Raw genomic sequence first — 12479 nt, forward strand, 5'->3', positions numbered from 1 at the left:
TTTTTTAAAAATACCCCCGTTCTCTGCCCGTGATTTTTTTCGCGTTTCGGGGGGGGATGCCCCGGGAATAAATTGTACCCCCCCACTGCGCAGGGGGGGGAACCCCCGCTCCTACAGAGTCAAAGCCTCAAACCCTTCGCGAATCTTCGCCTCCGGCAAATCATCGGCAATAAACACCATCACACTCTCGCGCGCCTCGCCCTCTGCCCACTCACTGTCCCAGTCAAAGCCATAAAGCTTGAGCACCCCCTGGAACACCAGGCGCCGATCTTCGCCGGCAATGTTCAGCACGCCTTTGTAGCGCAGCAACTGCTTGCCGTGCTCTTCCAGCAACTGGTTCATGAAGTCGCTGAGGCGATCGATGTCCAGCGGTTTGTCGGTGCGCAACACCATGCTGGAGATCCGGTCGACACTCGGCGCCGCTACTACCGGTCGCACGTTCAGACTGGCATTGAGGTTGAAACCCCGCACATCGAGCAACTCGGCCAGATCGATCTTGCCGTGTTCCACCACCCGGATCGGCGCACGGCGGTTGATCCGCCCCAGGCGCTCGCTCAGGGCCTGGAAGCTGGCGGCGTCGACCAGATCGGTCTTGCTCACCAGCAGGCGGTCGGCAAAACCGACCTGGGCCTGGGCAATGGCCTGGGTCAGGTGCTGATCGGCGTGCGCGGCATCCACCAGGGTGATGATGCCGTCGAGGATGTAGCGCTCGCGCAGCTCTTCATCGATGAAGAAGGTTTGCGCCACCGGCGCCGGGTCGGCCAGGCCCGTGCATTCGATCACCAGCCGGTCGAAGGCGATCTCGCCGCTGTCCAGGCGCTCGAGCAGCAGGAACAGCGCCTTGGTCAGGTCGGTGTGGATACTGCAGCACACGCAGCCGTTGGCCAGGGTCATGACCTGCACCGGCTCATCGCCGAGCAGTTGGGTATCGATGCCGGCATCGCTGAATTCGTTTTCGATCACGGCAATCTTCAGGCCGTGCTCGGCCTTGAGCAGGTGGCGCAGCAAGGTGGTCTTGCCGGCGCCGAGAAAGCCGCTGAGCACGGTAACGGGAATTGGAGGTAACAAACCGAATACTCCTGAACGCTGAAAATGACTGTGGGAGCCCGGCGCGAACCGGGCTCCCACAGCTTTGTCACTGGCCTTGCATGCCGCTTTTCAACAGCACTTTGGCCCACCCTTGCCGCCGTAACGCGCCTCCTGGCGTTCGCGGAAGAACTCCTCGTAGGTCATTACCGGCTTGTCCGGGTGCTTGGTCTGCATATGCTCGACGTAGTTGTCGTAGTCGGGCATGCCGACCATCAGGCGGGCTGCCTGCCCCAGGTACTTACCCAGTCGACCGAGATCGTTGAACATCACTGCATTCCTCTTGGGTTACGCATCCGGCAGGGCCTGGAACGGGGACTCTTTGTCAGTCCGCTCTTTTTTGCCCAGGGCAGCGATGCCGACCTTGAGGGCGAAGAACAGAATGCTGAAGACCACGAACAGGAACAGGCCGGTCAGGGCCGCGTTGGTGTAGGCGTTGAAGATCACGTGCTGCATCTGCCCGATGTCCTTGGCCGGGGCCAGCACCTGGCCGGCGTCGAGCGCGGCGCTGTACTTGTTGGCCAGGGCCAGGAAGCCAACCGCCGGGTTCGGGTCGAACAGCTTGATGAAGCCGGCGGTGGTGGTGCAGATCAGCAGCCATACCGCAGGCAGCAGGGTGACCCAGATGTAGCGCTGGCGCTTCATTTTGATCAGCACCACGGTGCCGAGCATCAGGGCGATACCGGCGAGCATCTGGTTGGAGATGCCGAACAGCGGCCACAAGGTGTTGATACCACCTAGCGGATCGATCACGCCCTGGTACAGCAGGTAACCCCAGAGCGCCACGCAACCGGCGGTGGCGAGCAGGTTGGCGCCCCACGATTCGGTGCGTTTGAGCGCAGGCACGAAGCTGCCCAGCAGGTCCTGGAGCATGAAGCGCCCGGCACGGGTACCGGCGTCCACCGCTGTGAGGATGAACAGCGCCTCGAACAGGATCGCGAAGTGGTACCAGAAGGCCATGGTGTTTTCACCCGGCAGCACCTGATGAAGGATCTGCGCGATACCCACTGCCAGGGTCGGCGCACCGCCGGCACGGGCCAGGATGGTGTGCTCGCCGATGTCCTTGGCGACCGCTTCCAGCGCATCGGGGGTAATGGCAAAGCCCCAGCTGCTGACGGTTTGCGCTACCGAGACGACATCAGAGCCGACCACCGCGGCCGGGCTGTTCATGGCGAAGTACACGCCTGGCTCGATCACCGAAGCGGCAACCATGGCCATGATCGCCACGAACGACTCCATGAGCATGCCGCCGTAGCCGATGTAGCGGGCGTTGACTTCGTTATCCAGCAGCTTGGGCGTGGTCCCCGAGGAGATCAGCGCATGGAAGCCCGATACCGCGCCACAGGCGATGGTAATGAACAGGAACGGGAACAGTGTGCCCTTCCACACCGGGCCGGTACCGTCGGTGAACTGGGTCAGCGCCGGCATTTTAAGCTCCGGGGCGATGATCAGGATGCCGATGGCCAGGCCAACGATGGTGCCGATCTTGAGGAAGGTCGACAGGTAGTCACGCGGCGCCAGCACCAGCCATACCGGCAGTACTGCGGCAACGAAACCGTAGCCCACCAGCATCCAGGTGATCTGCACGCCGGTGAAGGTGAACGCCGGGCCCCAGACCGGGTCGGCGGCAACCTGGCCCCCCAGCCAGATCGACAGCAACAGCAGCACCACGCCGATCAGCGAGATCTCGCCGATATGGCCCGGGCGGATGTAGCGCATGTAGATGCCCATGAACATCGCGATCGGGATGGTCGCCATCACCGTGAACATGCCCCACGGGCTCTCGGCCAGGGCCTTGACCACGATCAGCGCCAGCACCGCGAGGATGATGATCATGATCAGGAAGCAGCCGAACAGGGCGATGGTTCCCGGGATACGGCCCATTTCTTCACGGACCATGTCACCCAGCGAGCGGCCGTTGCGGCGGGTGGAGAGGAACAGGATCATGAAGTCCTGTACCGCACCGGCCAGCACCACCCCGGCAATCAGCCAGAGGGTACCGGGCAGGTAGCCCATCTGCGCCGCCAGCACAGGACCGACCAACGGGCCGGCGCCGGCAATCGCGGCGAAGTGGTGACCGAAAAGAATGTGTTTGTTGGTCGGCACGTAGTCCAGACCGTCGTTGTTGACCACCGCCGGGGTGGCCCGACGCGGGTCCAGCTGCATCACCTTGGTGGCGATGAACAGGCTGTAGTAGCGGTAGGCGACCAGGTAGATGGCCACCGAGGCGACGACGATCCACAAGGCGTTGATGGCCTCGCCACGACGCAGGGCGACCACACCCAGCGCACAGGCTCCTATGACTGCCAGCGCCAGCCACGGAATGTGGCGTAGCAGGCTATTATTGTTGTTCATGGTTTGCTTCCAGCTAGTGGATAAAAGACAGCCTTTCGAGTCTAGCGATACTGGCAGGAAAGGCCAGCCCCCACGTTGGTCTAGAGCCCTCCAGCGTGGTTGAACAAATCTCGTTATGCGCCCTTGCGCGGGCCTTGGCAAGTGCTGAGCTATAGTCAGGAAGAACCCCGGAGTGCCTGAACATGAGCGACCACCAAGAACGTCGACGTTTCAAACGCATTGCCTTCGACGCCCCCACCGAACTGGTGCAAGGCGAACACCGTTGGCAGGTCAGCCTGCTGGACATCTCCCTCAAGGGCATATTGATCGAATACCCCGAACCCTGGGACGCCGACCTCGAAGAGCTGTTCGATGCGGTGATTCACCTGGGTGAAGGCGCGCAGGTCGAGATGCAGGTGCAACTGCGCCATATCGATGAACAGCAGCTCGGCTTTATCTGCCTGCACATCGACCTGCCTTCGCTGGAGCATCTGTGCCGCCTGATCGAGCTAAATCTGGCCGATCGCACCGAACTGGAGCGCGAGTTCCACCAACTGATCGAAGTTTAGAAACTCTTAGCTTCCTACCTACCTTCCCCCAAATACCTTTCTTGTCCGTTTGGACAGCTTTATAGCCAGCCCCACGGTGCCCGCACGAGGCCCTGTGGCGCTGGCCTGTGGCTCTTGGAACAGAATCTGCATCCAGCCCTGAAGCCAAACCATGGGTAGGACTGTTCCTACGCAAATCTAAAAATTGTATACAATTGTTCTGGCATTAACGTGTAGGACTTGTCTACAGTAGCGCCACAACAATAAAACTGAGAACTTGCCCCATGAATACGTCCTCCCCTAGCACGTCTTCAGCCCAGCGTCCCGAAGACGAGAACCTGGGCCTTGGCGCCAACCTGGCTTATGGCCTGCAGCATGTTCTGACCATGTACGGCGGTATCGTCGCCGTGCCGTTGATCCTCGGCCAGGCGGCCGGCCTGGGCCCTGCCGACATCGGCCTGCTGATCGCCGCCTCGCTGTTTGCCGGTGGCCTCGCCACCCTGCTGCAAACCCTCGGCCTGCCGTGGTTCGGTTGCCAGCTGCCGCTGGTGCAGGGCGTGTCGTTCGCCGGTGTAGCAACCATGGGCGCAATTCTCAGCAGTGAAGGTGGCGGTGGCTTGCCCGGGGTACTGGGCGCGGTCATGGCGGCGTCGCTGATCGGCTTTCTGATTACCCCGGTGTTCTCGCGGATCACCAAGTTCTTCCCACCGCTGGTGACCGGCATCGTCATCACCACCATCGGCCTGACCCTGATGCCAGTGGCCGCGCGCTGGGTCATGGGCGGCAACAGCAAGGCCCCGGATTTCGGCAGCATGGCCAACATCGGCCTGGCCGGGCTGACCTTCGTCATCGTCCTGGTGCTGAGCAAGCTGGGCAGCGCGACTATCTCGCGGCTGTCGATCCTCCTGGCCATGGTCATCGGCACCCTGATCGCCTGGTCGCTGGGCATGGCTGATTTCAGCAAGGTCCTCGACGGCCCGCTGGTGGCGATGCCGACGCCGTTCCACTTCGGCATGCCGACCTTCCACATCGCCGCCATCCTGTCGATGTGCATCGTGATCATGGTGACCCTGGTGGAAACCTCGGCGGACATCCTCGCAGTCGGTGAAATCATCGACACCAAGGTCGACTCCAAACGCCTGGGCAACGGCCTGCGCGCCGACATGGCCTCGAGCATCCTGGCGCCGATCTTCGGCTCCTTCACCCAGAGCGCCTTCGCCCAGAACGTCGGCCTGGTGGCCGTGACCGGGGTCAAGAGCCGCTACGTGGTGGCCACCGGCGGGGTGATCCTGGTAGTGCTCGGCCTGCTGCCGATCATGGGCCGGGTGATTGCCGCGGTGCCGACCTCGGTACTCGGTGGCGCCGGCATCGTGCTGTTCGGAACCGTTGCCGCCAGCGGTATCCGCACCCTGTCCAAGGTCAGCTACAAGAACAACGTCAACCTGATCATCGTCGCCGCCTCCCTGGGCTTTGGCATGATCCCGATCGCTGCGCCGAACTTCTACGCGCAGTTCCCCAACTGGTTCGAGACCATCTTCCACTCCGGCATCAGCTCGGCAGCGATCATGGCTATCGTCCTCAACCTGGTGTTCAACCACTTCACCACCGGCAACTCCGACCAGCAGTCGGTGTTCGCTGCCGCTTACGAACGCACCATCCACTACTCGGACATCTCTGCCCTGCGCGATGGTGACTACTTCGAAGATGGCAAGCTGTTCAACGCCGAGGGCATAGAAGTGCCGGTGATGAGCGAGGGCGAGCATGGAGAACCGCCGGCGCGACGAGAGACGGTTTCGGAACACTGAATGAGTTAGCGGTTGAATCTTCGGGGCCGGTGCACATGCACCGGCCTTTTCTATCGAGTCGCTAGTGTTGCGCCGATGACAGCTGCTGGGTGATGAATCCCTCGTTAGTCAACGCACGTATTACTCCGCGCAATAGATAGCTGTGCGAAAAGCCCAATGTGTATTGTCGTGCGTTGGGCTTGATGGGGACAAGCATGCCACGCTCAACCAGTTTTTTGATCTGGTACGTGCGTTGAGGGCCCTTGAGCCCTGGCATCGCTGCGGCCAGATCACTCGACCTGGCAATTGCACCGTCACTGTCGAGCAACAAGCGCAGGACTCCGTACTCAAGCTCGGTAAGTAATGTCCGCTCACGGGCGTGGGCCAGGGCTGGTGCCAGGATGGCCTGTTTCAGATAGCTGTAGTCCAACAATCGATCCAGCTTCCTGAGTTCGTCGAGAATGCCCCTCAGAACATACTCGCACCAGCGCTCCAACCCTTCGGCGGTGCCTGAATCTGCCTCGCCAAGCATCTCGTAATAGCGCTCACGGTCATTGCAGAACACCGCCGTGGGGTTGAGCAAACGCCCGCCAGCAGCGACGTTGAATCCGTACTTGATCAACATCACATAGGTCAGCAATCGCACCACACGGCCATTGCCATTACTGAACGGGTGAATCCAGCCGAATCGATGATGAGCGATTGCCACCTTCATCAGATCGTACTTTTGCGGATCCCTACGATTGATGAAGGCTACCAGCTCCTCCATATAACCTTGAACCTGCACTGCATCGGGCGGGAAATGCTTCGACTGGGCAATACGTACCTGGCCCGAGCGAAAACTCCCTGGGGTTCGATCGCCTTCTCTGTCGAGATCGTCGACGGTAATGGCATGCAACTCACGCAGCAGGTGCAGGCCTACGTCATCTGCCTCACTGAAATGATCCTCAACGAAAGTCATCGCCTTTTCGATATTGGATACTTCGCGAAGCTGGTCCGATGCTGAATCAGTCCCCTCCACTTTGCTTTCGACGTAATCCGCAAGTGTCGTGTGATTACCTTCGATTCGTGCCGAACCCAAGCTTTCCAGAAGGTGGAAAATACTCTTGAGCTGAAAGAACAGACTGGCAGGCGTGGTCCCCGCAAGCTGATAGCGGCGTAAGTGCTCAAGCTCCGTCAAGACATCCACCAACGGCGAATCGAAGGAAGGGTTGAGCAGTTCCAGTTCGCGGTGTTTGAAAGTCGGCATGTCAAATCATCTCTAGAGCGCTTCCACAGCAAGTCAAAACATAGCACATGAAAGCCCCGTTTTTATTGGACATACCAACAAAGCAGCTAAGCAATTATGTCAAAACCTGGCGAACGACAAGTCAAACGCCTGATTGCTGCAAGTCAAACGGCAAGCTGATCTCAGCGTCCCGCCAGGCCCTGCGAGCGACTCTTAAAATAGCCATTCAATTGCTGCAAATCCTGCGGCTCCAGCACCCCGGCCAGATAACGTAACTGCAGCCAGGCGCGCAGGTAGTCGTAGCGCGCCTGGGCCAGGTCGCGGCGGGCGCTGTAGAGCTGCTGCTCGGCATCGAGCACGTCGAGGTTGACCCGCTCACCGCCGGCCACGCTTCTGCGCGTAGCGCTAATCAAGCCGCGGGCGGATTTGACTGCCAGTTCATAGGCACGGATCTTCGCCGTGCTGCTGGCGCAGAGATTGAATTGCTTGCGCAGCTGGTTGACGGTATCGGCGATCTGCCCGTCGAGGCTGAAACGCGCACTGTCACGCTCGGCAGCTGCCTGGCGGGTCGCGGCCGACACCCCGCCGCCGGCGAACAGCGGCAGGCTGATCTGGATGCCGATGCTGTCGGTGTCATAGCGCTGGTCGTAGCTGCTTTCCGAGCTTGAGCTGGATTTGCCGCTGCTGGCGTAGGCGCTCAACGTTGGCAGGTGACCGGCGCGCTGGCGCTCGACGGCGTAGTCGGCGGCGACCAGGGCGTGTCGTTGGGAGGCCAGCTCGGCGTTGTGGGCAACCGCCAGGTCGCGCCAGCTTTCAAAACCCAGGGGCTGCAAAGGTTGAACGCGAAATTCGCCACTCAAGGGCGCCAGGTCGGCGACTTCCAGCGGTTCGCCGATGATCGCCTGCAGGCTCCGCAAGGCCGCATCGAGGTTGTCGCTGGCTTCGATTTCCTGGGCCTGGGCCAGTTCGTAACGGGCCTGGGTTTCCAGCAGGTCGGTGCGGGTGCCCTCGCCGCCCTTGAGCAGGCGCCGGTTCAATTGCAGTTGCTCGGCATAAGCGCGCCGCTGGGCCTGGGCCAGGGCGATCTGTTCCTTGGCGAACAAGGCTTCACTGTAGGCGGCGAACACCCGCACCGCCAGTTCCTGGCTGCGGCTGCGAAAGCGCTCGTCGGCCAACAGCGCCTTGGCCACGCCCTGGCGGTACTCGGCCCAGGCGCCATAGTCGAACAGCGGCTGTTGCAAGGTCAGGGTCGAGGAATAGCTGCGGTAGTCACGCTGGCTGGTGACGTTGCCGCGGGCGTTGGTCTGGGTCACTTCGGAGTCGTTGCGGGCGTTGTTGTAGCGGTAGGACAGGTTCGGCAGCAGCGCCGCGCGGCCAATGGCGCGGCTCTCAAGGCCGGCATCGCGTTCGGCGATGGCGGCATGGAAGACCGGATCGTTACGCACCGCCAGGGCATAGGCATCGCCCAGGTCGACGGCGGCGGCCGAAAGGCTGGCACCCAGCAACAGCAGGCAGCACATCGCACGCATCGACATCATTCCTCCGCCAGGGCGACATGCACCCGGTCGGTCAACGGCTTGAACAGATAATTGAGCATCGAGCGCTCGCCGGTACGCACGAAGGCTTGCACCGGCATGCCGGGGCGAATGTCCTGGCCGGCCAGTTGCTGCAAGCCGGCATCGCTGACCCTGGCGCGCACCTGGTAGTAAGGTTGCTGGGTTTGCTCATCGACCAGGCGATCGGCCGAGACCAGGGTCAGTTCGCCATCGACCCGCGGAGTTTTGCTCTGGTTGAAGGCGACGAACATGATCTCTACCGGCAGGCCCGGATGCAGGCGATCGACCAGCTCCACCGGGGCGCGAGCATCGATCAGCAAGGGCGCGTCCATCGGGACGATCTCCATCAGTTGCTGACCACGGGCAATCACCCCGCCATTGGTGAACACGCTCAGGCCCACCACCGTGCCGCTGGCCGGGGCGCGCAGCTGGGTGTTGGCCAGTTCGAAGGCGGCGCTGCGCAGGCGGTTGCCGAGGTCTTCAGCACTGGACTGCATGTCGCTCAGCTGCTGGCCGACTTCGCGCTGGTATTCCTGCTGACGTTGGGCCATGCGCAGTTTCAACTCCAGGACCTGGCGGCGGCTGCGGCCGATATTGCCCAGGTCTTCGGAAATCGCGCCGTTGATCTGCGCGTAAAGGCGTTCGCTGTCGAGCAGGCGGTTGCGCGGGATATAGCCGTCACGGGCCAGTTCGCGCAGGCCCTGCAATTGCTCGGCAAGCGCGGCGCGCTGTTCCTGCTTGTGGCTCATCGAGCCCTGCACGCCAGCCAGCATGGCCTCGGCGCCGGCGATGTTTTCGCGCAGGCCGGCCAGCTCCATGTTCAGCGACTGGCGGCGGCTGCTGCGCAACTGGCGTTGCAGTTCCAGGGCGGTGGCGACCCATGGCTCGCTGACCAGTGCCTGCAACTCGGCCGGGAAATTGATGCTTTCCAAGCCGTCACGCTCAGCTTGCAGGCGCGCCTCGCTGGCCCGGGCGTTGACGTATTGCACCCGCAACGAATCATGCTGGGCCTGGGCCTGGGTGGCGTCCATCTGCACCAGCACCTGGCCGGCGCTGACGCTGTCGCCATCGTGCACCAGCAGGCGTTCGATAGTGCCGCCGGTGGGATGCTGCACCGCCTGGCGGCTGCCGGCGACCACCACGTTGCCCGCCACCGGCACGCCTTTGTCCAGCGGCGCCAGGGCTGCCCAGAGGATGAAACCGCCAAAGCCGCCGATCACCAGCCAGCGGCCCAGGCGGCTGTGACGGCGGGCATCGAGGCTCAGCAGGTTGTCGGGAATGGCTTGAGCGTGAAGCGACTGAGGGGCGGTCATGATCAGGATCTCGGGGTGCCATAGCTCATGCTGACGCTGGCCGCGCTGCGCAGCGCCGGAGTCGGAGCAGGCGTGGGAATGCCGGCTGGTTTGTGGCTGCGCTGCAAATCCTGCAGCACCCGCGCGGTCGGGCCGAAGGCCTGCATCTGGCCGTTCTGCAGCACCAGCAGCTTGTCTACTGCGGCCAGCAGGCTGGATTTGTGGGTAATCAGGATCAGCGTGCGCTGTTGCGCCTTGACCTGGCGGATCGCCTCGAGCAAGGCGCGTTCGCCGAAGTCATCGAGGTTGGAGTTGGGTTCATCGAGCACGATCAGTGCGGGTAGGCCGTATAGCGCTCGGGCCAGGCCGATGCGCTGGCGCTGGCCACCGGAGAGCCCCGCCCCGCCTTCACCAAGCTGGGTGTCATAGCCGTTGGGCAGTTTCAGGATCAGCTCGTGGACACCGGCCAGTTGCGCAGCAGCCACCACCTGGTGCGAATCGACTTCACCCAAGCGGGCGATATTCTCGGCAATGCTGCCGGCGAACAACTGCACGTCCTGGGGCAGGTAACCGATGTGCGCGCCGAGCAGGCCCTTGTCCCATTGCTGTAGCTCGGCGCCATCCAGACGCACCTTGCCGGCAGCCGGAGGCGCCGCGCCAACCAGCAAGCGCGCCAGGGTCGACTTGCCTGAGCCCGACGCACCAATGATGCCCAGGCTGTCGCCGGCCGCCAGTTCGAAGCCGAGGTTGGCCAGGCATGGCTTGCGCGTGCCCGGCTGCAGGGCGCTGAGTTGCTCCACCAGCAAGCGCCCGCTGGGTGCCGGCAACGGCATGCCGAGCGCACGCGGCGGTTGCTCGCTGAGCAAGCTGTGCAAGCGCTCATAGGCCTGGCGGGCCGAACCCCACTGGCGCCACACGGCAATCAATTGGTCGATTGGCGCCAGCACCCGGGCCATAAGGATGGAGCCGGCGATCATCATCCCCGGGGTAATCAGTTGCTCGATCGCCAGCCACGCGCCCAGGCCCAGCACCAGCGATTGCAGGGTCAGGCGCAGGCTCTTGGACACCGCAGTCACTGCCGCCGTGCGCTCGCTGCCCAGGTTCTGGCGCAGGAGAAAACCATGGTGCAAGCTGGCCCAGCGCTGGCGCACCGCCGCCAGCATGCCCATGGCTTCCATCACTTCGGCATTGCGCAGGTTGGCGCCAGCCTGTTGCCCGGCCTGCTGCGCCAACTGCCCGGCTTCGGCGAACGGCGCCTGAGTCAGGCGCTCGTTGACCCAGGCGAGAATCGTCAACAGCACCGCGCCCACCAGCGCCATCAAGCCCAGCCACGGGCTGAACAGAAACATCACCAACAGGTACACCGGGAACCACGGCGCATCGAAAAAGGCGAACAGCGCCTGGCCGGTGGCGAACTGGCGCAAGGTGGTCAGGTCGCTCAGCACCTGGTTCGCTGTACCCTTGTGGCCGGCCAGACTGGCTTGGTAAGCGGCCTCGAACACCCGCGGGTTCAAGCGCATGTCCATTTGCGTGCCAAGGCGGATCACCACCAGGCTGCGTACCCATTCCAGCAGGCCCATGAAGGCGAACAAGCCCAGCACCATCAGGCTGAGCATCAGCAGGGTCATCTCGTTGCCCGAGGACAGCACCCGGTCGTAGACCTGCAGCATGTACAGCGCCGGCGCCAGCATCAGCAAGTTGATCACCGCAGTGAACAGGCCGATGTTGGCAAAGCCGGCGCGGCAGGCCTTGAGCGCCTGCAACACTTCGTTGGCAGGGCGGGAGCGGGTGGATTTCATGAACGTCCTCGACAGGGCAAGCCTGCGGGCGATTGACCTCGCCGGCGCAGGCTCGCAGAATTCGCACCACCGCCACCTGGGCCCGGCAAAGACGCAGGCGGCGGGGTAAGCAAGCAGCGAATGGAGGAGTGATCTTCCATTCGCTTTTTTTACCTGGGGTCAGGCGGCCAGGGCGAAGTCTTCAGCCAGGGCCTGGACACCCACGACATCGGCCGAGGCCACGCTCAGCGGGCCGGCAGCCAACGCAGCACTGACCACGTCGAAGCTGTCGTCGGTGGACACGCCGTAACCGGCCAGCAGGTTGTCCAGCACGCCTTCCAGGGCCGAGGTGTTGCCCTGCATCAGGCCGTAGATCACGCTCTGTACTTCGTTGCCAGCACGACCGGCACCCAGCGCCGCATCCAGATCCAGGCCATTGAAGCTGACCACGTAGTTGCTCAGGGTGAAGTCGCTACCGCTACCACCGCCCAGCACCTGGCCCAGGGAAACGTTGTCCAGTTCGCCCCACAGGTAGTGGTTGAGGTTGTCACCGGCTGGCAGGCCGCGGTCGAACACATAGTGCAGACCATTGGCAGTGTTGCTGTCGGCGATGAATGCGTAGTCGGAGCCCTGGCTACCATGGGTAGCGTACTGGTCGCCGCTCAGGCTGCCGTTGCTGAAGCCGCCGGTATTGCTTTGTCCATGACCTGCAGTGACGAAGCCCGAAGTCCAGAACGCCAGGTAGTCATCGATCGACGAGCTGGAGAAGGCGGCATCGTACGTAACGGAAAGAGTCATAACGGTTCCTCGTTGCATTGCATGATTGCGAAGGCGTATTCCCTGCCTTCGTGTCGCCCGACATGGGCAAACCCG

10 protein-coding genes are annotated in these 12479 nt (G+C 62.5%); 2 read left to right on the top strand and 8 right to left on the bottom strand.

Going from position 1 to position 12479, the window contains the following annotated elements:
• Nucleotides 1-111: 111 nt before the first annotated feature.
• The 3 genes from yjiA to ACIOVF_RS13175 form a co-directional block, all read right to left on the bottom strand.
• Nucleotides 112-1068 (bottom strand): GTPase, encoded by a 957-nt coding sequence (gene yjiA, locus ACIOVF_RS13165; protein WP_045195918.1) that lies wholly within the window; start codon nt 1066-1068, stop codon nt 112-114.
• Between the two features lie 90 nt (nt 1069-1158).
• Complete coding sequence (locus ACIOVF_RS13170) at nt 1159-1356, bottom strand: YbdD/YjiX family protein (RefSeq protein ID WP_010226397.1); 198 nt, start codon at nt 1354-1356, stop codon at nt 1159-1161.
• A gap of 18 nt (nt 1357-1374) precedes the next feature.
• Nucleotides 1375-3441, bottom strand: coding sequence for a carbon starvation CstA family protein (locus ACIOVF_RS13175; protein WP_045195915.1), 2067 nt, complete (start codon nt 3439-3441; stop codon nt 1375-1377).
• Between the two features lie 182 nt (nt 3442-3623).
• Between ACIOVF_RS13175 and ACIOVF_RS13180 the strand changes: the two genes are divergently transcribed.
• A complete protein-coding gene (locus tag ACIOVF_RS13180; protein WP_045195914.1) occupies nt 3624-3989 on the top strand; it encodes a PilZ domain-containing protein in 366 nt (121 codons plus the stop codon).
• Between the two features lie 263 nt (nt 3990-4252).
• The gene (locus ACIOVF_RS13185; RefSeq protein ID WP_045195912.1) at nt 4253-5773 is read left to right on the top strand and encodes a nucleobase:cation symporter-2 family protein; all 1521 of its coding nucleotides are present in this window, start codon (nt 4253-4255) and stop codon (nt 5771-5773) included.
• Between the two features lie 61 nt (nt 5774-5834).
• On the opposite strand, the gene ACIOVF_RS13190 is transcribed toward ACIOVF_RS13185, so the two are convergent.
• The 5 genes from ACIOVF_RS13190 to ACIOVF_RS13210 all read right to left on the bottom strand — a co-directional run bounded on the left by ACIOVF_RS13190 (nt 5835) and on the right by ACIOVF_RS13210 (nt 12404).
• Complete coding sequence (locus ACIOVF_RS13190; RefSeq protein WP_401289875.1) at nt 5835-7001, bottom strand: Fic family protein; 1167 nt, start codon at nt 6999-7001, stop codon at nt 5835-5837.
• Between the two features lie 161 nt (nt 7002-7162).
• Entirely contained in the window at nt 7163-8509 is a 1347-nt protein-coding gene (locus tag ACIOVF_RS13195; protein ID WP_401289878.1) for a TolC family outer membrane protein, read from the bottom strand.
• Nucleotides 8510-8514: 5 nt separating this feature from the next.
• On the bottom strand, nt 8515-9849 hold the full coding sequence (locus tag ACIOVF_RS13200) for an HlyD family type I secretion periplasmic adaptor subunit (protein ID WP_401289881.1): 1335 nt from the start codon (nt 9847-9849) through the stop codon (nt 8515-8517).
• A 2-nt stretch (nt 9850-9851) separates the two neighbouring features.
• The gene (locus tag ACIOVF_RS13205; RefSeq protein ID WP_401289884.1) at nt 9852-11627 is read right to left on the bottom strand and encodes a type I secretion system permease/ATPase; all 1776 of its coding nucleotides are present in this window, start codon (nt 11625-11627) and stop codon (nt 9852-9854) included.
• Between the two features lie 159 nt (nt 11628-11786).
• Nucleotides 11787-12404 (bottom strand): heme acquisition protein HasA, encoded by a 618-nt coding sequence (locus ACIOVF_RS13210; protein WP_045195906.1) that lies wholly within the window; start codon nt 12402-12404, stop codon nt 11787-11789.
• Nucleotides 12405-12479: the final 75 nt, after the last annotated feature.

It is taken from the genome of Pseudomonas sp. NPDC087612 (assembly GCF_044743505.1).
Taxonomy (GTDB): Bacteria; Pseudomonadota; Gammaproteobacteria; order Pseudomonadales; family Pseudomonadaceae; genus Aquipseudomonas.

What these genes read in the sequence shown, in the direction of transcription:
- ACIOVF_RS13170 (WP_010226397.1), bottom strand. Translation starts at nt 1,356, where the DNA reads ATGTTCAACGATCTCGGTCGACTGGGTAAGTACCTGGGGCAGGCAGCC.
- ACIOVF_RS13175 (WP_045195915.1), bottom strand. Translation starts at nt 3,441, where the DNA reads ATGAACAACAATAATAGCCTGCTACGCCACATTCCGTGGCTGGCGCTG.
- ACIOVF_RS13180 (WP_045195914.1), top strand. Translation starts at nt 3,624, where the DNA reads ATGAGCGACCACCAAGAACGTCGACGTTTCAAACGCATTGCCTTCGAC.
- ACIOVF_RS13185 (WP_045195912.1), top strand. Translation starts at nt 4,253, where the DNA reads ATGAATACGTCCTCCCCTAGCACGTCTTCAGCCCAGCGTCCCGAAGAC.
- ACIOVF_RS13190 (WP_401289875.1), bottom strand. Translation starts at nt 7,001, where the DNA reads ATGCCGACTTTCAAACACCGCGAACTGGAACTGCTCAACCCTTCCTTC.
- ACIOVF_RS13195 (WP_401289878.1), bottom strand. Translation starts at nt 8,509, where the DNA reads ATGCGTGCGATGTGCTGCCTGCTGTTGCTGGGTGCCAGCCTTTCGGCC.
- ACIOVF_RS13200 (WP_401289881.1), bottom strand. Translation starts at nt 9,849, where the DNA reads ATGACCGCCCCTCAGTCGCTTCACGCTCAAGCCATTCCCGACAACCTG.
- ACIOVF_RS13205 (WP_401289884.1), bottom strand. Translation starts at nt 11,627, where the DNA reads ATGAAATCCACCCGCTCCCGCCCTGCCAACGAAGTGTTGCAGGCGCTC.
- ACIOVF_RS13210 (WP_045195906.1), bottom strand. Translation starts at nt 12,404, where the DNA reads ATGACTCTTTCCGTTACGTACGATGCCGCCTTCTCCAGCTCGTCGATC.